General features: G+C 41.8%; 15 protein-coding genes and 1 pseudogene. 8 read left to right on the forward strand and 8 right to left on the reverse strand.

What is annotated here, in order from left to right; all coding sequences use genetic code 11:
• Positions 1-18: 18 nt before the first annotated feature.
• The 6 genes from ACYTXL_RS22045 to ACYTXL_RS22070 all read right to left on the reverse strand — a co-directional run bounded on the left by ACYTXL_RS22045 (position 19) and on the right by ACYTXL_RS22070 (position 7,340).
• Positions 19-1,248, reverse strand: a complete 1,230-nt coding sequence (locus tag ACYTXL_RS22045) for an RNA-guided endonuclease InsQ/TnpB family protein (protein WP_461926631.1) — start codon at positions 1,246-1,248, stop codon at positions 19-21.
• A 317-nt stretch (positions 1,249-1,565) separates the two neighbouring features.
• Positions 1,566-2,069 carry a hypothetical protein gene (locus ACYTXL_RS22050; RefSeq protein ID WP_461926588.1) on the reverse strand — a complete coding sequence of 168 codons (504 nt, stop codon included), beginning with the start codon at positions 2,067-2,069 and terminating at the stop codon, positions 1,566-1,568.
• 760 nt (positions 2,070-2,829) lie between these two features.
• Complete coding sequence (locus tag ACYTXL_RS22055) at positions 2,830-3,504, reverse strand: hypothetical protein (RefSeq protein WP_461926589.1); 675 nt, start codon at positions 3,502-3,504, stop codon at positions 2,830-2,832.
• Between the two features lie 156 nt (positions 3,505-3,660).
• Positions 3,661-3,792 carry a hypothetical protein gene (locus tag ACYTXL_RS22060; protein WP_461926590.1) on the reverse strand — a complete coding sequence of 44 codons (132 nt, stop codon included), beginning with the start codon at positions 3,790-3,792 and terminating at the stop codon, positions 3,661-3,663.
• A 467-nt stretch (positions 3,793-4,259) separates the two neighbouring features.
• A complete protein-coding gene (locus ACYTXL_RS22065; protein WP_461926591.1) occupies positions 4,260-6,098 on the reverse strand; it encodes an SUMF1/EgtB/PvdO family nonheme iron enzyme in 1,839 nt (612 codons plus the stop codon).
• A 432-nt stretch (positions 6,099-6,530) separates the two neighbouring features.
• Positions 6,531-7,340: an ABC transporter permease gene (locus ACYTXL_RS22070; protein WP_461926592.1), complete on the reverse strand. Its 810-nt coding sequence runs from the start codon at positions 7,338-7,340 to the stop codon at positions 6,531-6,533.
• 141 nt (positions 7,341-7,481) lie between these two features.
• Between ACYTXL_RS22070 and ACYTXL_RS22075 the strand changes: the two genes are divergently transcribed.
• Both ACYTXL_RS22075 and ACYTXL_RS22080 read left to right on the forward strand, forming a co-directional pair.
• Positions 7,482-7,871, forward strand: a complete 390-nt coding sequence (locus ACYTXL_RS22075; protein WP_461926593.1) for a hypothetical protein — start codon at positions 7,482-7,484, stop codon at positions 7,869-7,871.
• Positions 7,872-8,560: 689 nt separating this feature from the next.
• Positions 8,561-9,646, forward strand: a complete 1,086-nt coding sequence (locus ACYTXL_RS22080; protein WP_461926594.1) for a glycosyltransferase family 4 protein — start codon at positions 8,561-8,563, stop codon at positions 9,644-9,646.
• 142 nt (positions 9,647-9,788) lie between these two features.
• Here the strand turns inward: ACYTXL_RS22080 and ACYTXL_RS22085 are convergent.
• Positions 9,789-11,420, reverse strand: a pseudogene (locus ACYTXL_RS22085) (phospholipase D-like domain-containing protein).
• Between the two features lie 344 nt (positions 11,421-11,764).
• Here ACYTXL_RS22085 and ACYTXL_RS22090 point away from each other — a divergent pair.
• From ACYTXL_RS22090 to ACYTXL_RS22105, 4 genes are all read left to right on the forward strand, one after another.
• Positions 11,765-12,934: a cysteine desulfurase family protein gene (locus tag ACYTXL_RS22090; RefSeq protein WP_461926632.1), complete on the forward strand. Its 1,170-nt coding sequence runs from the start codon at positions 11,765-11,767 to the stop codon at positions 12,932-12,934.
• Between the two features lie 877 nt (positions 12,935-13,811).
• Complete coding sequence (locus ACYTXL_RS22095; RefSeq protein ID WP_461926595.1) at positions 13,812-14,039, forward strand: antitoxin; 228 nt, start codon at positions 13,812-13,814, stop codon at positions 14,037-14,039.
• A complete protein-coding gene (vapC, locus tag ACYTXL_RS22100; protein WP_461926596.1) occupies positions 14,040-14,441 on the forward strand; it encodes a type II toxin-antitoxin system tRNA(fMet)-specific endonuclease VapC in 402 nt (133 codons plus the stop codon). It abuts the gene before it with no gap.
• A 286-nt stretch (positions 14,442-14,727) separates the two neighbouring features.
• The gene (locus ACYTXL_RS22105; RefSeq protein WP_292798231.1) at positions 14,728-14,904 is read left to right on the forward strand and encodes a hypothetical protein; all 177 of its coding nucleotides are present in this window, start codon (positions 14,728-14,730) and stop codon (positions 14,902-14,904) included.
• A gap of 212 nt (positions 14,905-15,116) precedes the next feature.
• Here the strand turns inward: ACYTXL_RS22105 and ACYTXL_RS22110 are convergent, their stop codons facing one another.
• Positions 15,117-15,791: a DUF1294 domain-containing protein gene (locus ACYTXL_RS22110; protein WP_461926597.1), complete on the reverse strand. Its 675-nt coding sequence runs from the start codon at positions 15,789-15,791 to the stop codon at positions 15,117-15,119.
• A gap of 135 nt (positions 15,792-15,926) precedes the next feature.
• Between ACYTXL_RS22110 and ACYTXL_RS22115 the strand changes: the two genes are divergently transcribed.
• Positions 15,927-16,661: a DUF1995 family protein gene (locus ACYTXL_RS22115; protein WP_461926598.1), complete on the forward strand. Its 735-nt coding sequence runs from the start codon at positions 15,927-15,929 to the stop codon at positions 16,659-16,661.
• A 320-nt stretch (positions 16,662-16,981) separates the two neighbouring features.
• Positions 16,982-17,902 carry an SGNH/GDSL hydrolase family protein gene (locus tag ACYTXL_RS22120; protein ID WP_461926599.1) on the forward strand — a complete coding sequence of 307 codons (921 nt, stop codon included), beginning with the start codon at positions 16,982-16,984 and terminating at the stop codon, positions 17,900-17,902.
• Positions 17,903-17,928: the final 26 nt, after the last annotated feature.

A 17,928-nucleotide genomic window follows, 5' to 3' on the forward strand; every position in this document is an offset into this window, starting at 1 on the left:
AGGAATGACATTCTCCCATCACTGACTTGGAGTACCAAGTACAGTGTGGGATTCCCTTGAGTTGCCTCTAGGATTTTGCTGCTTCACGGGGACTCCCAGGCAGTCAACCTCCACAGCCAGCACCACCGTCTGTCCGACGGCTGTAAGACCTGTGTGCTCTACGACGATTGCCGCAGCTACATCACGGTCTGTTATGTATCCACATTCCGAGCAGTTATGCACTCGCTCATCCAGTTCTTTTTTACCCGTGTGCGCTCCACAGTTAGGGCAAGTTTGGCTTGTTCCTTTGGGGTCAACCTTGGCAAAATAGACACCTCGTTTTTTGCAGACCCAGCCCAGAATCTCCAAAAATCCACCCCAGCCAGCATCCAGACAATGCTTCGCCAACATTCCCCTACCAAGGGCGACGAAATTCAGGTCTTGGGCGAATATCATTCCCACGCCATCACAAAGCTGATGAGCAGTCAGAAAGTGAAACTCACGACGGGTATTGTGGATATGTTCGTACAATCTAGCTATTTGTTTTTGGGCTTTACGATAATTGTTCGAGCCTTTGACTTTATCCTTCAATTGGCGTTGCAGCCATTTAAGCTTGCTTTGCAATTGAACGAAGAATTTAGGACGAGCAATCAATTTACCCGAACTTGTAGCCAAAAAACTGAGCAGCCCTAAGTCGATACCGACAGAAGTACCAGTAGGTATAGCGTCTGGAATAGTTGCCTCACATTGCAGCACCAACATCGCGTACCAGCCCGATGCCTTTTTAACTACCCGCACTTGCTTAACGATCATCCCTTCAGGGATTGGTCTATGCAAGTTGATTCTCACCGCACCAATTTTAGGCAGTTTTATCTGCCAACCAGTAACGGGATTAGCCTTGAACTGCGGGAACGACAAAGAGCGCATTTGCCCGTACTTTTTAAAGCGCGGGAAGCCAAAACCCCGTTCCTGCATAGAACGGAAAGACTTGTCCAATCTTGCCAACGTCTCTTGCAATACTTGGGAGTGAACACTATCAAGTTCAGATATAATCTTTCTTGCGGCTGTCAGACTGCGCTTTTGGGCATAGTAATTGGGGTAAGGAGTATCGGCACTGATGATGTATTCCGACTTAAGACTACAAGCATTAACCGCACACTTACGCGATTTTATCCAGTCCCTTCGTTCATTCAACGCATAGTTGTAGACACGGCGCGATTGCTCCAGCCAATTAAGCATAATACTTTCGGCATTGGTGTCTGGATAAATTCAGTACCTGTATGTGAGGTTAAGCATACAACTATTATAGCATTTCTAGGGAGATTTATTTGTCTCCTAACCAATCAATCTAATGGCAACTCATCATACATCCCCTCGCTCATCGAAGCGATAGAGCGTGGGGCTTCCGGCGACTAGCTAAAACAGATATAACGACAGACGCTGATGTACTAATTGTTTGTTCGTTATAAAAATTCTGCATGAAAATGCACTCAATCAAAACGTCCTCTAGTCCTAGGGGCAATAAAAGTAATTTTAGAAAAGAATCAGACAGAACCGTAGCTGAGATTTTGTCATCTCAGGCAATATTAGGCGCTAATGGCTTGTTGTTTAGATTCAACTAACTGATTATTAGGTACATCAAATCTAATAGTACTGGCTGCCCAGTCTTTGAAATCGGGTGCTAGCCAGACTAGCTTGCAGAGAATTTCATCATTTATCCACAACACCAGGGGAAACCGAAACTGTTTCCGAAACTCATCTCGCATGATATTGGTACTGATGATTAGCTGGTTAATTGCTACTACAGATTCTAAACCCCTTACCATCAAAGCATCGGGTTGAGTAGTACCAATTTCAGTTGTAATAGCTGTGTATAGTTTGTTAGCCGCAGGTGAAAGCAGAACTTCGTGGATATCTGCTGATGAAAATTCTGTTAACAAATTCAGCACTTGCTGCTGCCTTGGAACAGAGTTACAACAGGCTAATAATAGTGAAAACTCTCCATCAGAAACCATCATCGCCCTTGCCAGCCTCTTAGTGGCTGCTGTGCTGCTAACTGTACCGTTTTCGGAATTACTTAAGCTGATCATTAAAAAATCCTGCTTCTAATTTTCAAAATGCAAAATTTCTAAGTAATATTCAGTTATTTTACGTATTATTTTTTACTTACAAGTGCTAATGGGGTAACTAGGATGAGCTTTTGTCTATAATACTAAGTATTATATACCAATCCTATTTGATTTGTGAAAAAATCTAAGTATATGTAGGGTGGGTTAAGACGGAGTATGTAAAGCACTAAAACCTTCAGGTGGTGCCGTACTCTGGTCTAACGCACCCTACGTGTATTTCAAAAATCAAATATGAGTCCTATATCCCTCTTCTGTCACTTTCCCTCGATAAAAACATGGAATCTTTGCTACACAAGAGTTTCAGCCTAAAGCAATGATTATATTTATCATAGTAAAAAATAAAGCCACAAACCCAATGCCAGTCAGAGTTTTAAACATTGCTTTTAATTTTTGTTTTCGGAGAGTGACAAAAGCGGGATATGACGAATAAATAAGGACATCGTAATATTATCTCATATTTAAAATTAAGGGATAATGTAAAGGTAGTATCAACACAATGTAAACTGCTTTACTGTCGCCTACGGGAAGCTGGCTAGAAATCATTTTCCCGTGCTAAACCATTTCAGGGCGAGGTAGAGTAGTGAAATGGTATCAGCCCAAGATGGAAAAATCTCCCTTGATTAAAATTAACAAATCTGGTAAGCTTTAGAGCGCGTCGGTAGGATGATTGTTGCAAATACACTTGCACCTGTTAATAAGCATTTAGCTATGCTTCAGCATATCAGGTAGATTTAATTTTTTGAGTATAAAATTTAGTTGCCAATAGAGCCGCACCTGCTACCAAAATTGCTAGTACACTGTCAGGTTCGGGTACGGCAGCAACTTGAGCATCAATTCGTGCAGTTCCAGCAAACAAACCGGTCAATTTAGGTTTTTGCAGTATATTAGCAAACTCTGGAGAAATCAACAATTTAACATCAGGGATGGTTAAATTTTGGCCATCAAATGCCACAGGACCGGGAATACCTAAATCAAACAAAATTGTATTTAAAGAAAATGTGTCTCTTAAAACAAATCCGCTGGCACCTGTGACAGTACGTCCCGGGGCCAAACCAATTGAAAAGTTACCAACAGTAATTTGATCATTGAAGGTAACAGTACCAGTATGCTCGATTGTACCTGAAAGCGGAGTAAAACCGCCTTCGTCACTGAATGTAAAGTTGGTGGTTGATTCGATGTTGAAGCCAACTAAATAATTGCTGGGAATTGGTGCGACTGTATTATTAGTGTCAGTCAAGAATAGCCCGATACTACTAAGAATTTCCTCGTGGTCACGATCAATGCTGGTGACTCCAGATATCACTTTAAAAGTTGCAGCTTCTACCTGTATGGGTGCAATTGATATAAAAGCTGCTGTAGTACAACCAAAAATCCCTACGAACTGATAGAAACGCATATATACTCCTTATATTCGTAGTTTACTCTATCTAAAGAAACACTCTTTCTTAATCTAACAACTTAGGCATTAGTGCTAACAAACTAATTCAAAAAATTAAAAAAACTTCTTTTAATCTTTATATTAATTCATCTAAAGTTAACATAAAAATTTAATTTATACAGTTAAAAATTGTTCTAGAATTTTGTCTACTGATGCAATGACTTCTTTCCGGCTCGGCTTTTTAGTTTGAAATTGTAAATCTTTTTCTTCAAACTTTGCTTCTTGATTACCTAACTTTACTATCACTATCACTATTTGACGGAGAAAATATTGTAATCAATCTCACTTACTTCACTCACTTGCTTGTGATATTTTCCACTTGTATTTATAAGTACTATGTTACCTTTCTCAATTCTGTTATTCATACAGCACTTTGCAGGTAAATTCAGTAGATCGAAAAGTTTTCCAGAACCCTTACCAGGCGTTCATTTGAGTTTAGGAACATAATTTGCCGCAAGGGGTGTTAGAGTCTGCTTTTCAAGGAACGGGCGTTGTTGCTGGGTTAAAAGTGCAGTGCAAGCGATCACAATCATCAGCCCAAAAACGTCGCCTGAAACCCTGATTATTTCGTCAACTTACAAAAGTTTTCGATCTACTGAAATTAAGTACACATCTTAATATGATAAATCTTGTGGGGTGGGCATCCTGCCCGCCCTTGTGTACCTCATTCAGATGAAATGTGCTGTAATTTATACAGCCTCTGAATTAAATTACTAAATAATTTCTTCTACGGAAAATACTACTCTAAAGCCAGAAATCCTCAATCCACCGTCTGACTCATTCCAGCTACGACTGGCGCTGCGACAAAGTTCTGCACTGAAACTCCAAGAACCACCGCGTAGCACCCGGCGATTTATATCACCGCCAACTTCCCAAGCTGTTCCATCTAAGGGTGCATAGTTGTAATTGTTGTGCCACGAATCAGTACACCATTCCCAAACTAGCCCGTGCATATCGTACAATCCAAAGGCGTTGGCGACTTCAAAACTACCGACGTTTGTTGTTTCTTTACGGAATTTGCTTTTTGGTTCAAGAGTGCAACTGACTAACTCAGAGGTAATCGTTTCCCCAAAGTGGAAAGATGTTGTAGTTCCAGCACGACAAGCATATTCCCATTCAGCTTCACTCGGTAAACGATAGTCACGTCCAGTTTTTTCTGATAGCCTGAGACAGAATTCTACAGCCTCATACCAAGATACATTTTCTACTGGTCTATCTAAACCTTTGAATTTCGATGGATTGGGATTTAAAGTTTGTTTGACTTGAGGTAAAGCTGCTACTACTCTCCACTGTGCTTGAGTTACCGGAAATTTCCCCATAAAAAATGGTTCAATGGTAACTTTATGTCGAGGACGTTCGTCAGCATCCCCTTCAAACTCCGGTGAACCCATCATGTAAGTACCACCAGGAATCAATACCATTTCTAATGTGACAGACTTACCCAATTCTTCGGCAAAAAAGTTTGCATTGCAACTGATGCGATTTACTTCTCTACCAGTTGTGTCTACTGTTACTACGTCAAATTCAAAGGTTTCTAAAGGAGGTAATGGTACTATTACTTTTTGCGGTAGCGGTGGTAATATGGGTTGAGACATCGAAACAATTTTCAGGGCAACAGGTTCAATATTCGATCTTGTAAACTTCAAATCGTTGATAACTTCTACTGCTGTTTGATACCTTTCACTCGGTAGATGTTTGAGTAATTTATCTAAAATTCTCCCTAAATCATCACTGATAATAATACCTTTTTTCTGTAACCGTTCGCGCCATAACCATTTAGCGTTCATAGCATCATAAATAGGGTCATTAATCTGTCCAGAAGCATCCTGCAAAGGCAAACATTGAGTTAAAAGACGCACACAAGTTACACCCAAAGCATACAAATCACTACCATGACAAGCAAATCCAGCCATTTGTTCAGTTGGTGCATAACCAAGGGTATAAATTACCGTAGCTTGTCTTCCTAAACTGGTTTTTGTTACCTGTTTAGCACCGCCAAAGTCAATTAAGACTGGTTTTTCATCACTTGCACGGCGGATAATATTTTCTGGTTTGATATCTCGATGAATAACATTATGAGTATGAATGAATTCCAGAACTGGCAATAAATCAGCTAAAAGTTCCCAAATTTGTTTTTCCCCATAGATTTGTTGCTGAACTTCTTGTAAAAGAGTTTTTCCTTGAATAAATTCTTGTACGAGATACAAGCTAGCACCTTGTTCAAAATAAGCTAGTAATCTGGGAATTTGGGTATGATTTTCTCCAAGTTCATACAACCGAAAAGCCTCTTCTTTAAAAAATTGTGCTGCTTTCGTGCGTTGTCCTGTTCCCTGAAATTGCGGGAAAAATTGCTTGATGACGCAAGGGGCATTTAGTCTGTCTACATCTTCTGTAGCATAGGTTCTGCTAAACCCACCTTCACCTAAGAGTCTCAATACGCGGTAACGGTTTCTGAGAAATTTGCCAAAGTTGCTTTGTCCGCAACTCACGCAAAATTTATTGCTATCAGAGTTGAATGGATTTGAGCAATGGGGATTTTGGCAGATTTGCATAATGAGGGGGAAATAGCATCTTCTCCAAAGTTAGCCCCAATATTATCTAATTGAAAACAGTTATGTAGAGAAGCGAACACGGAATTTTCTATATGTGCTTAAAAATTATAAAAATATGTCAGGAGTTAGGAGCAGAGACACGATTAATCGCGTCTGTACAGGAGTTGGGTTGGGTAACACGGTGCCTTAGGATAACGGCATAATGCACCTTAAGTAGATAGGCGTAATTAAACATAAGATCAAACATCACCCTCAATTCCTCTCCGAACTCACGGAGAGGGAAGCCGGATGCAGGGTGAGGTTTTATATTTAATTTGACCCACTTACTTGTAAATTATGAATTATGACTTCTTCAAGATAGCTGTTATTCACTATCCACAAAAGTTCACCAATAACTAAATCAACCGTAATTTTTATTGGCAATTGCGACGATTATTTGAAAGTTTTATTCTCGCCAGAAACGCGAATTAATTCAGCTACAAGAGCAACGATCGCAGATACTGAAATTAGCATTACACTCAGAGCATTAATATCAGGTTTAACTCCTGTTCTAATGCGGCTAAAAATTTCCATTGGCAAGGTGTTAGAACCGCTACCAGCAGTAAAACTGGCAATGAGAAAGTCATCTAAGCTGAGAACAAAAGCCAAGAGACAACCAGCGACAATTCCAGGCATTAATTGAGGTAACAATACTTTGATGAATGCTTGCATTGGTGTAGCGCCTAAATCTAGTGCTGCTTCTTCTAAGTGAGGATCTAAATTAGTCAGTCGGGAAGAAACCACAAGTCCCACGTAAGCCAGACAAAACACTACATGGGCTGCAATTATCGTCCACAAACTTAAAGGTATTGCAAAGGCCGCTAGACATACTAGAGTAGCCACTGCGATCGCAATATCGGGAATAATTAATGGTAGGTAAGCAACACCACGATACAATTTCTTACCAGGAAATTCGTAACGCGCCAACCCAACTGCCATCAAGGTTCCCAGCACTGCTGAAATTGCCACTGCAAAACCAGCAACGATCATGCTGTTTTGGAAAGCTGATAAGATGCGATCGTCATTAAACAACTTGCCATACCAATCAAGAGTAAATCCTTGCCAAGTTGCACTGTAGGGCGACTGATTGAAGCTATAAAAGCCAAGTACCAGTATGGGCAGGTACATGAACACAAATATCAGCAGTGAGAAAACCGCCTGCCATGAGACACGCGGTTTTTTGAGAGATGAAGAGATATTCACGTTTATTTTATATGTGATTTTAATTGATGGTGATAAAATATATCATAGTTGATGTAATAAGTCAACATTTTGATTAATGAATAGGGAGGCAAAGTTGGAGAAGGATACACTTGTATCTCTGGTAGTGGTATCCAACGCCAAATGTCGATTAAAATTCTGCAACCGCGACGTGTGGGTGTGGATATTTATATGTCCCCTGATGTGTTGAGAACCTTTTTCCCCACAGCAGATGGAGAAATTTTGCCCCAGTTGCGTCTCTTAGCAAAAGGTGATGATTGGCAAACTTTAGTTTACCCGGAAATTTCACCAGCTATCCAAGGAGTGGTACAGCAAATTATTAATTGTCCTTACCACGGTGTAATTAAGCGGATGTATTTGCAAGCTAAAGTTTTGGAATTAATGACATTACAATTAACCCCAATCTTGGCACATCAGGAGGGATTGCAATCTCTGGAAATGAGCAAAAAGCTACATCAACAGCTAGGGATTCCCGCCAAAACCCTGATCCAGCCATACTCACTCGCTCAATAGCAATGCGATATTTGTGAATATTTATCGGGTAAAAAGTCCGAGCAGTTTACTCGCAGGCTATGCTTATACCGATGCGCGAGTCACTGAAGATAATCGCATTCCAGTGGGTGATTTTTTGCCGAGGCGCTAAATCCCCGTTACAAAACTGTACTTCCGACTTCCGACTTATTTAATTGTTACCTTTAAGAACTTGGATAGAACTTCTAAGAAAAATTGCCGCTTCTGATTTCAAACATCCTAGAAAAGAAAATCTACCCTTTGGGCGGCTATAGGTTATCCTTTAGGTACGGAAAGCCGCCCAAAGAGTATCTACACAGTTTATTCTTTAATTAATATTTGAAAATCAGATAATTGACAGGCGATAGTAGAGCTTTTTCGCCGAATATCATTATTTAGCTGAGATTTTGACGATTAAAGAAAATTCCTATTTATAAAAAAATCTCTATTTAAAAATTCACTATATCACACAAAAATTAATAACGTAGAATGTATTTACCTCTTTGGGAGTGGGTAATTTACGTACTAGGATAGACTAAAAATATAGAAGTAATAGCATAAGATTTGAAGAAAGTTGTTAATAAGTTTCGTATCTGAAGTTACTTTCTGACGCATAGTGAATCAATTACAGGCACTGCAACAACAGGAATAAAAAACTTCTAATTCAAATTTTATTTTTTAGGAGATTTGTGATGAAAATTGCTCAAATAGCTCCATTGTGGGAGAGAGTTCCACCTCCAGCTTATGGTGGTATAGAGTTAGTAGTTGGGTTACTGACCGATGAATTAGTCCGACGCGGACACGAAGTAACTTTATTTGCATCAGGAGATTCTATTAGTCTGGCAAAACTAACCTCAGTTCATCCCCGTGCGCTCAGACTCGATCCTACTATCAAAGATTACGGCATTTACGAGATGCTGAATCTAGCATCGGTTTATGAACGCGCACAAGAGTTTGATATTATTCACTCCCATGTGGGGCATGGGGCACTAGCTTACGCGAATCTCGTTAAAACCCCTACAGTTCACACGTTGCACGGTATTTTTACCCCTGACAACGAAAAAATGTTTACTTTTGGTAAAAAACAACCCTACGTTAATATTTCCAATTCACAACGAGAACCAAGGTTAGGGTTGAACTGTATCGCAACGGTCTACAACGGGATTGATGTCAATAGTTATAAGTTTCATTCCCAACCAGAACATTCGCCCTACCTAGCGTTTTTGGGTCGGATGTCTCCAGAGAAGGGAGCGCACTTAGCCATAGAAATTGCAAAAGTTGCTGGTTGGCATTTGAAAATGGCAGGTAAGGTGGATGCCGTTGATGTGGAATACTTTGAGAAAGAAATCAAACCCCACGTTGACGGGGAACAAATTGAGTATTTGGGCGAAGCCAACCATGCTCAAAAAAACGCTCTGATGGGAGGTGCAGTAGCAACTCTGTTCCCGATTACTTGGCGAGAACCCTTTGGATTGGTGATGATTGAGTCAATGGCTTCGGGTACGCCAGTGATTGCGATAAAATTGGGGTCTACTGAGGAGGTAATTGCCCACGGGAAGACGGGTTTCCTCTGCAATAATATTCAAGAGTGCATCAGTGCGATCGATCAAGTAGGAGAGTTAGACCGCTATGCCTGTCGCCAATATGTCGAAAACCTTTTTAGCGTTGAACATATGACTGATGGCTATGAGGCGGTTTATCAACAAATAATCGCAGAACGATTTTCTCAGAATGGGCATTTTCGCAGTTTGGTTGATTTAGCTAGCGATCGCATTTAAATATCGCATTCATCTAATATTGTAGCCCTGGCGAATAGAATAGAGCCTCCGGCACGCTGACGCGTAGCTTGCTTCTCCGTAGGAGTACGCGGCTACACAAACAAAGCCCACCTACGTGGGCTAATAAAGAATGCTGTGCGCCTTACCAAATTAAGCGATCCCTCCATTTTTCTAAAGTTCTAGCACTCACTCCTGAAACTCGTTCTAAGTCTTGCAAGGATGTAAATTTTTGCTGTTGACGGCTAATAATTACCCCCTGTGCTAACTTCTTACCCACACCAGGAAGAGTTGCTAATTATTCTAGACTTGCGGTCTTGATATTTACTTTTTTAATTGCTTTTAGCTCAGTTGATGAAGAAGTTTTTATCTGGGGACATCGTGTTTGTTCTAATTTGATTTTCTTTTGAACTCCTGGTGGTAAGCCCGGTTTAACTTTGGTATAAAGACGAGCAAATTCTCGCACATAATGGGCAGCAACTATGGGACTTTCAATTACTACAAGTGTCTCATCGTTACCACTATTAGCAGCATCTGACCAATTATGAGAACCTGTAATTACTGTTTGACTATCAATAACACCAAATTTGTGATGCAATAAATCTCCTTTGGGTAACACAGGTATACCTACAGTCGTAATTGGATTTGACCAAGGATGGTTATCAACCTCATATTTACATTTTTGACTGAGAGCAACCCCCATCATATCTAATGCTTCGCTATAAGGACGATAAGCAAATTGTGGTTCAATCAAAGTGCGAATTTGCACATTTTGTTGATGGCGATTTTCTAAAATATTGGCCAGATGCTGTTCCGAAAAGACGAATAACGCCATATCAATAGATTTGGTTGCTGAATCTAAAGTTTTACCAATTAAACCATTACTACTGTTACTCCAAGGTTGAGTTGGAGAAGTAGGCGAAAATTGCACAGTAATTTGGGTGTTACCTAAAGTTATTTGTTTAGGTAAACGCATCGGCTTTTTTAAACCAAATTGACTATCTGGCTGACCTCCTGGCCCATCTCCCCATAGGATGTTAAACTCTTCTGTAAATAAAGATGCTAATTCCGGGCTGTCAATCTGCAATAAATTATTGGCATTACCTAAACTGCTGGAATTTGTAAAATCACCAGAAGTATCACTTAAAGTAAAATTTGCCGAAGTGATAATTACAACATGATTGTCCACAATCACAAATTTGTGATGCATCAAACTGCTACCTGCTGAACCATCTGCTCGATCATCTATCCAGGGAATTTTGGCATTCTGCAAAATTATCAAAGCATCTCTTTGATTGATTTCTGCTAGACTAAGTTGATTATCTTGGTTAATATCAAGAAATTGGCGAAATTCGTGATAGCGTTCCTGTTCTCTTTTATCTAACTTACCTACTTCAGCAGATGTAAAGCTACTCCAGGGTCGGCTATAGGTATTTTCTAAAATTATCCTGACTTTTACCCCAGCTTTTTGTCCATCAACCAATGCTTGGGCAACTCTGGGTAAACGTAATTCTTGCACCGCCACATCTACTGTAGATTTAGCGTGCGTAATAGCATCGACAATCTGTTTTTCTAAATCATCCCCCAGGCGAGTTTGCTGACGGTAAGCTTCTTTGTATTCTGAAGATTCAGAATGGTTAAAGTAAACTTGAACTAACGGATCTTGTGGTAAGGGTGCTGGACGCTGATTATAGGACTGGACTCGTTGACAACCAGTGAGGGGAAAGATCAGTAAAAAGATATATAAAAAATATCTTTGTCTAGAGATAAGTTGCACTGTAATCTGTTAAAAGTGTATTGGGAGTGGATATACAGCAGAATTCAGCAGCGGAGCCAAAGACGCTCCGCCGAGGCTTCAGAATGCAGAAGTAAAACAGGCTTTATACCTGGCTTTGAGATTTAGTTTGTGTACTTAACTTTCCTTGAAATCTACTATATTTATCATTCCCAAAATTTTGTGTTTTGAATTAATTAGAGAAATAATTTTCTTTCTTCAAGGGAAAAATCCACTGCTAGACGCAGAATTATAGAGATTTTTTTCAGGATTTGTCCACTGAAACTGTATATGCTGACAAGATCAGCAGTCTATTACCAGCGTGTGTTCTCACCATTATCGGTTATATGCAAATTTATCTAGATTACAGCGCCACTACACCAACTCGAAAAGAAGTGATCGCAGTTATGCAAACAGTCCTCACTCAACAGTGGGGCAATCCTTCCAGCTTACATGAGTGGGGACAACGGGCTGCAACGGTTGTAGAACAAGCCAGAATTCAAGTTGCTGGTTTAATTAACGCCGCTACTCCTGAATCGATCATCTTTACCTCTAGCGGCACTGAGGCAGATAATTTGGCAATTATGGGCGTGGCTCGATTGTATGCTGTTCCTCAACATCTAATTATTTCCAGCGTTGAGCATTCCGCAATTTCTGAGACAGTAAGGTTGCTAGAAATATGGGGTTGGGAAGTTACGCGCTTGTCTGTAGATGTTAAAGGTAGAGTCAATCCCCTAGATTTAAAAGCAGCGTTGCGACATAACACAGTCTTGGTTTCTGTGATTTACGGTCAAAGTGAAGTTGGGACAGTGCAACCGATCGCAGAACTGGGTAAGATAGTGCGAGCGCATGGGGCTTTGTTCCACACAGATGCGGTGCAAGCTGCGGGACGCTTACCCATAGATGTGCAACAACTGCCTGTAGATTTACTTAGCCTTTCTAGTCATAAAATATATGGGCCGCAAGGTGCTGGGGCGTTGTACGTGCGTCCTGGCGTGGATTTGATGCCCTTACTAGCTGGTGGTGGACAAGAAATGGGACTACGTTCTGGGACACAAGCAGTACCGATAATTGCGGGATTTGGTGTAGCAGCAGAATTAGCAGCGCAAGAATTAGCTACAGAAACACCACGGTTAATTGAGTTACGCGATCGCGCTTTTGCCCAACTAGCTGAAATTCCTGGTTTAATTTCTACTGGGGATGCTTGCGATCGTTTACCTCACCACGTCAGCATGTGCCTGGAAAACGCTGATGGGAAAAAACTCAGTGGTAAAACCTTGGTACGACAGTTAAACCTTGCTGGCATCGGCATCAGTGCTGGTGCTGCCTGTCACAGTGGTAAACTTAGCCCTAGCCCGATATTGTTAGCGATGGGTTATTCCGAAAAAGCGGCTTTGGGTGGAATTCGCATCACATTGGGGCGTGATACAACTGAAGCTGATATAGATTGGACGGTAATGGTGTTGAAGCAAGTTTTGCAAAGGCTGACACCAGATTTATCTTTAGTTAAGCGTTAAATGATTGGTAAAAATGTTAGTATTTCAAATGTTGATCATTGTTTTTGTGCTGCTGTTATGGGCGATATTAGCTCTTTGTATCAGGGCTGTTGAAAGCGTCAAACCAGTTTTTTAAACCGTGAGTCTATCTCACTAATAATATTTGTGCTACAAAGCCTAAGCTTATTGAGAGCTTAAAACTAAAAATCAAGGTTTTCAAGCAAATTTTATGAAAACAAATAGGGATTTTTAGAGTAGTGGGATAGGTTCATGTAAAATTTTTTAGTCTATCTCCTATGCAATCATGCTAGATGAGTTAAACCTTAAGTAGAAAGACACAAATTAAAAAACTAAGTTAAAAAAGATAAACAATGCTAAAACTCCCTTTTTTTGCACCTCTACCCTCATTGCAACAATAGATATTTACACCAACCTACTTAACTCATGAAAATCATAATAAACACAATGCCAATTTCAGATTTATTTAATCAGATGTTAAGCGGTTAGCTTACTGTCAATAGGAGTTATCAAAGAAGTTCAGGTCTTTGGCCACAAAATGCTAGATCGTACTTCATTGATACTGTCTTAAATGAATTTCCATTTCCCAAAGTTGTGATCAGGCAAGTGGTAGATTTAAAAACATACAGGAAGTGAGGAATGCACAAATTCATATTTCAATGAGTAATATGGTCAAGTTGTCATCCGATGTAGTTCCATACTAAGTTATATCAAAGCCTAAATATCCTCACGATATAATTGAAGCAAAAGAGATTAGCTCAGGGAAAATTGCGATCAATTCATGGATCGAAAATATGAATGGTTTCTTAAACTATCTTTGAATTAATTCTGATCATCTACTTGGTACGATTGCCACTCTTATAAAAAGGATAAAAACATCATGAACACTGCTAAACTCACCACTGATGGCACTCACCAAATCGTTACTTTGCCCGAAGAATTTCAACTTACTGGGACTGAAGTTTACATCAAAAAAATTGGTAACGCCATTGTCCTGATTGCCAAAGATAACCCCTGGCAATCCCTCATCGAGAGTCTAGACAATTTCTCTGATGACTTCATGAATTCTAGAGATCAGCCAGTTATTAACACTAGAGAAAGTTTTTAAATGCGATACCTGCTTGATACCAACATCTGCATTTACCTCATCAAGCAAAAACCCCAAAAAGTATTGGATAAATTCCAAACCCTTAGCATTTCTGATGTGGGTATCTCCTCCATCACCGTTGCCGAACTCGAATACGGAGTTGCTAAAAGCCAACAGCAAGAGAAAAACCGCATCGCCCTGATGCAATTTCTGCTACCTCTAGAAATTGTCGAATTTAATCAAGCATCTGCGACAATTTACGGCAGCATCAGAAGCGATCTCGAAAGTAAAGGACTTATTATTGGTGCAATGGATATGCTCATTGCTTCTCATGCGCTGAGTTTAGGAGTTACCCTCGTCACCAATAATGTGCGAGAGTTTTCTCGTATTCCTACGCTCCTATTAGAAAACTGGGTTGAGTAGTTGTGAATAGGCTATGTGTCATGACATTGCGTTGCTGAGCTTTCCTCAGTTGTACCCCTACTCTTAAGCAAGCTAGCAAAAGCATCTGTGAACAGCAGAGGCAAGTGTCCGTGGCGTTTACGCTTTTACCACAATGATTTTGCGTTTCTACAATAAGATTCATACATCTAATCACCAATGCTGCCGAAAGGGTTAAACAAGTCTTTTCCCAAAAGGTAATATTTTGAGTCATAAAGGAGTTCAAGCATGACTTATTTTCATTACTTTTGATTAAGGCTTTTCTGGAATGAGTAAAACCATCATTGGAATTGGGATGTTTCTTGGCTCTACGATTGGCAGCTACATCCCTGCATTGTGGGGTGGAAGTTTGCTATCGTTCACCTCGATCCTCTTGGGCGTTATTGGTGGCCTTGTGGGGATTTGGCTTGGCTATCGCGTATCAAAATATCTAGGTTTTATCTGATCGGCGCTCTATTTCACTGTCGCTGAAAGCCTTAAACGAGTTTTTTACCAACAGGTAAAATTTTGAGTGTGTCTTTGATGCGATGGCTCCGCCCGCCGCAGGCATCGCACTTCTTCAATTGAGATTTCCTCCCCAACTTCAACAGCAGATCGAAAAATGGGCAAGTAGTTAGGGAATCTCGACAGAGCAGTTTGTTTTGCTTATTTTCTCTGCTATCCTCTAGAAACAATGCTAATAAATAGGTCTACCAGTCTTTTCCCAAAGAAAAGCCAATCCAACCAAAATATCAGATGAATAGCTACTATTACCCAAAATACAACTTGGTATGAAACCTTCCTACTTTTGTGACGTAATCTTCGTTGAGCGATGAATCCCCCCAACCATCCACCCATCAATTCACACAAATGTAATTTCTTTTCTGGTATTCTCCAACGCCCCTGCTTTGCACGAGATTTATCATCCGCATACAGTGCAAAGGTAATAAAACTCATCACAGGATAGAGAATCAAAAAAATTGGGTTGAAAGTCGTCAATGCAAAATGTATTGCTCCTAAAGTTGGTAATAAAGATAACAGCAATACCTCGAACATTAAAGAATATTTAGCTTTAGGCTTGAATGTTTCTTTCTCTATTGCCAAAGATGAGGTTATCGGCATAGGTTCGGATACAACTCCCTCAATGAAGGCGTTGCAAGCATGAATTCTTCCGTCTTTACCAACCGTTAGCTGATAGCAAATCACATCACCAAGTTGTGGACGATGATTTGTCTCTTTGAGTGCAGTGATATGAAGAAAAACGTCTTGACTGCCATCACTGGAGCGAATAAAGCCAAAACCCTTGTCATCCTTCCATGTTGTTAGTTGACCTTTACGCAAAACAGGTTTCATGAAAGATCTTGATATAAATACTTCTTTTTTAAGGTTGCCATATCAAGATCAAATTATTCATATTCAAATTTAGCAAGGCCAAAATCAGAGCTAATACTGAAACAATGGAAGTAATGCTAGAGTGAAATATAAACTATGAGTGAACTACCCAATAGTCTTGAAGATGCGATCGCCCAATCTCGTGTAGCCGTCCAAGCTGCCCTTGCAGATGGTTGCACTCGCCTACAAGTTGAGTTCCTGTTCCCAGAACTCAAGTTTATGCCGGTAGCGGAACAATTTCTGCCCGTGTTTACAGAATACGATTCCCGTTTGAAGATTTTCTTTGCTGACGCTGGGGCTGCGGCCTTAGCCCGCCGCAATTGGGCAGATGCACCATTTCAAGTTTTGGATATCGGCACAGGTAGGGCTGCTTCCTTGCAGACAAAAATTCAGCCAGAGGATGAAATTTTCTTATTCATTGCCCCCACTTCCGTAGAAGTAGTGCAATTGGAAAAGTTATGTGAAGAAATAGGCGATCGCCCTGTAGTCTTGTTAAATCCCCGCCTAGAAGATTCTGGAACTGTAGGCATTGGTTATACAGCTAGGGAAACCCGTCGGCGTTTCATCAGTACCATTGAATCCTGTTATTACCTGCGCCCCATAGATGATGAAAGTGCTTTATGTCGCTGTTACCCAGGACAGTGGGAAGTTTGGCTGGAAACCGGTGGCGAATATCAAAGAATTGCCGAATTACCCACAAAACCATCGGGTGATGATTTGGATCTGATCCTTTTAAAAAGACAACCGCAAACAACAACAGACGCGACACCACAGAAAAAGCCCAGTGTGTTTAAGAGTTTGCAACGGTTTTTAAAGGCGTTGAGTAGTTAGGAGAAAGCAGAGGTAGCAGAGGTAGATTTTATGATCTGCTGCCTCCTTTTATACAAAAGCTACAAAATTACGCGGTATTTCTGCGGATTTATTCACTGACGATAACATTGCTTTTGTCAATTAGAATTTACGCTGAAAATTTAGGAATAAATCAGATATCAAACTAAGCTTTGTACTGAGGTTTTCGCACCAAAATAAATGGCGAACACAAAAATTAGGTGATCGCTAACCCAAAAACAATGTTTTCTATCGCGGTTCTTGATAAAATTTTCGTGCTATAGGTAGATTGAGAAATGCATCATAACCTTAACCTGTCACCAATGCCCCGTCAGAAGCTCATGCGTACACCAGGAAGAACCGCGGTCGGCATCGGTGCTGCGTTGTCGCTGGCCGTCGGTACCGTCGCCGCGCAGCCCTTCCGCGCGCCTAGTCTTGCAGCGGGGTCCGGCGGCACCCGTCCGCTCAAGTACGTGTCGATGGGTAGCTCCTACGCCGCCGGACCCGGGGTCGGTAGACGCGATGGGCAAAGCCGCGGGTGCGATCGATCGCTCTCCAACTACGCGCATCTGCTGGCGGCGCGACGCGGCCTGAACCTCGTGGATGTCGGCTGTTCCGGCGCGACCACGGCCGACATCCTGCAACGCTCGCAGGACGGCTTCCGCCCCCAGATCGACGCGGTGGATGCCGACACCCGCCTGGTCACCGTCACGGTCGGCGGTAACGACGTCAACTATGTCGGCAACCTCCTTGGCTACACCTGCCGCCACACGGGCGGGGCGAACTGCAAGGTCGTATCCGATGCGGAGGTGGATCAGCACTTCCAAGCGTTGCCCGGCTCACTGCGCCGAGTCGTTGCCGAGGTGCATCGGCGCGCGCCCAAGGCGCGCCTAGTGATGATCGGCTACCTGCCCGTCCTGCCGGGATCGGGGGTGCCAGGCTGCGCGGCCGTTCCCCTCAGCCTAGCCGACCTCCGGCGGATGCAGACGATCTACTCACGCCTGACGCACGTCATTGGCGGCGTAGCGCAAGAGACGGGCACGCCGGTGGTGCGCTCCTCCATGATCGGTTCCGACCATGACGCCTGCTCCGCCCAGCCCTTCGTCGCAGGTTACCACCCGCCCGCCACCCCGTGCTGGCCGGGCCCCGTGCCCTACCATCCCAACCAGGCCGGCATGGACCGGCTCGCCTCCGCCCTCGACAAAACGCTTGGCGCAGGCCTGGACCTATTGCTCGATAGTTGAGTGTGAAACCCGGGGCGGTCCATGAC

This window comes from Nostoc sp., from assembly GCF_054880495.1.

Coding starts and splice junctions, on each gene's coding strand:
- ACYTXL_RS22050 (WP_461926588.1), bottom strand. CDS start 2,069: ATGATCAGCTTAAGTAATTCCGAAAACGGTACAGTTAGCAGCACAGCA.
- ACYTXL_RS22055 (WP_461926589.1), bottom strand. CDS start 3,504: ATGCGTTTCTATCAGTTCGTAGGGATTTTTGGTTGTACTACAGCAGCT.
- ACYTXL_RS22065 (WP_461926591.1), bottom strand. CDS start 6,098: ATGCAAATCTGCCAAAATCCCCATTGCTCAAATCCATTCAACTCTGAT.
- ACYTXL_RS22075 (WP_461926593.1), top strand. CDS start 7,482: ATGTCGATTAAAATTCTGCAACCGCGACGTGTGGGTGTGGATATTTAT.
- ACYTXL_RS22080 (WP_461926594.1), top strand. CDS start 8,561: ATGAAAATTGCTCAAATAGCTCCATTGTGGGAGAGAGTTCCACCTCCA.
- ACYTXL_RS22090 (WP_461926632.1), top strand. CDS start 11,765: ATGCAAATTTATCTAGATTACAGCGCCACTACACCAACTCGAAAAGAA.
- ACYTXL_RS22095 (WP_461926595.1), top strand. CDS start 13,812: ATGAACACTGCTAAACTCACCACTGATGGCACTCACCAAATCGTTACT.
- vapC (WP_461926596.1), top strand. CDS start 14,040: ATGCGATACCTGCTTGATACCAACATCTGCATTTACCTCATCAAGCAA.
- ACYTXL_RS22105 (WP_292798231.1), top strand. CDS start 14,728: ATGAGTAAAACCATCATTGGAATTGGGATGTTTCTTGGCTCTACGATT.
- ACYTXL_RS22110 (WP_461926597.1), bottom strand. CDS start 15,791: ATGAAACCTGTTTTGCGTAAAGGTCAACTAACAACATGGAAGGATGAC.
- ACYTXL_RS22115 (WP_461926598.1), top strand. CDS start 15,927: ATGAGTGAACTACCCAATAGTCTTGAAGATGCGATCGCCCAATCTCGT.
- ACYTXL_RS22120 (WP_461926599.1), top strand. CDS start 16,982: ATGCCCCGTCAGAAGCTCATGCGTACACCAGGAAGAACCGCGGTCGGC.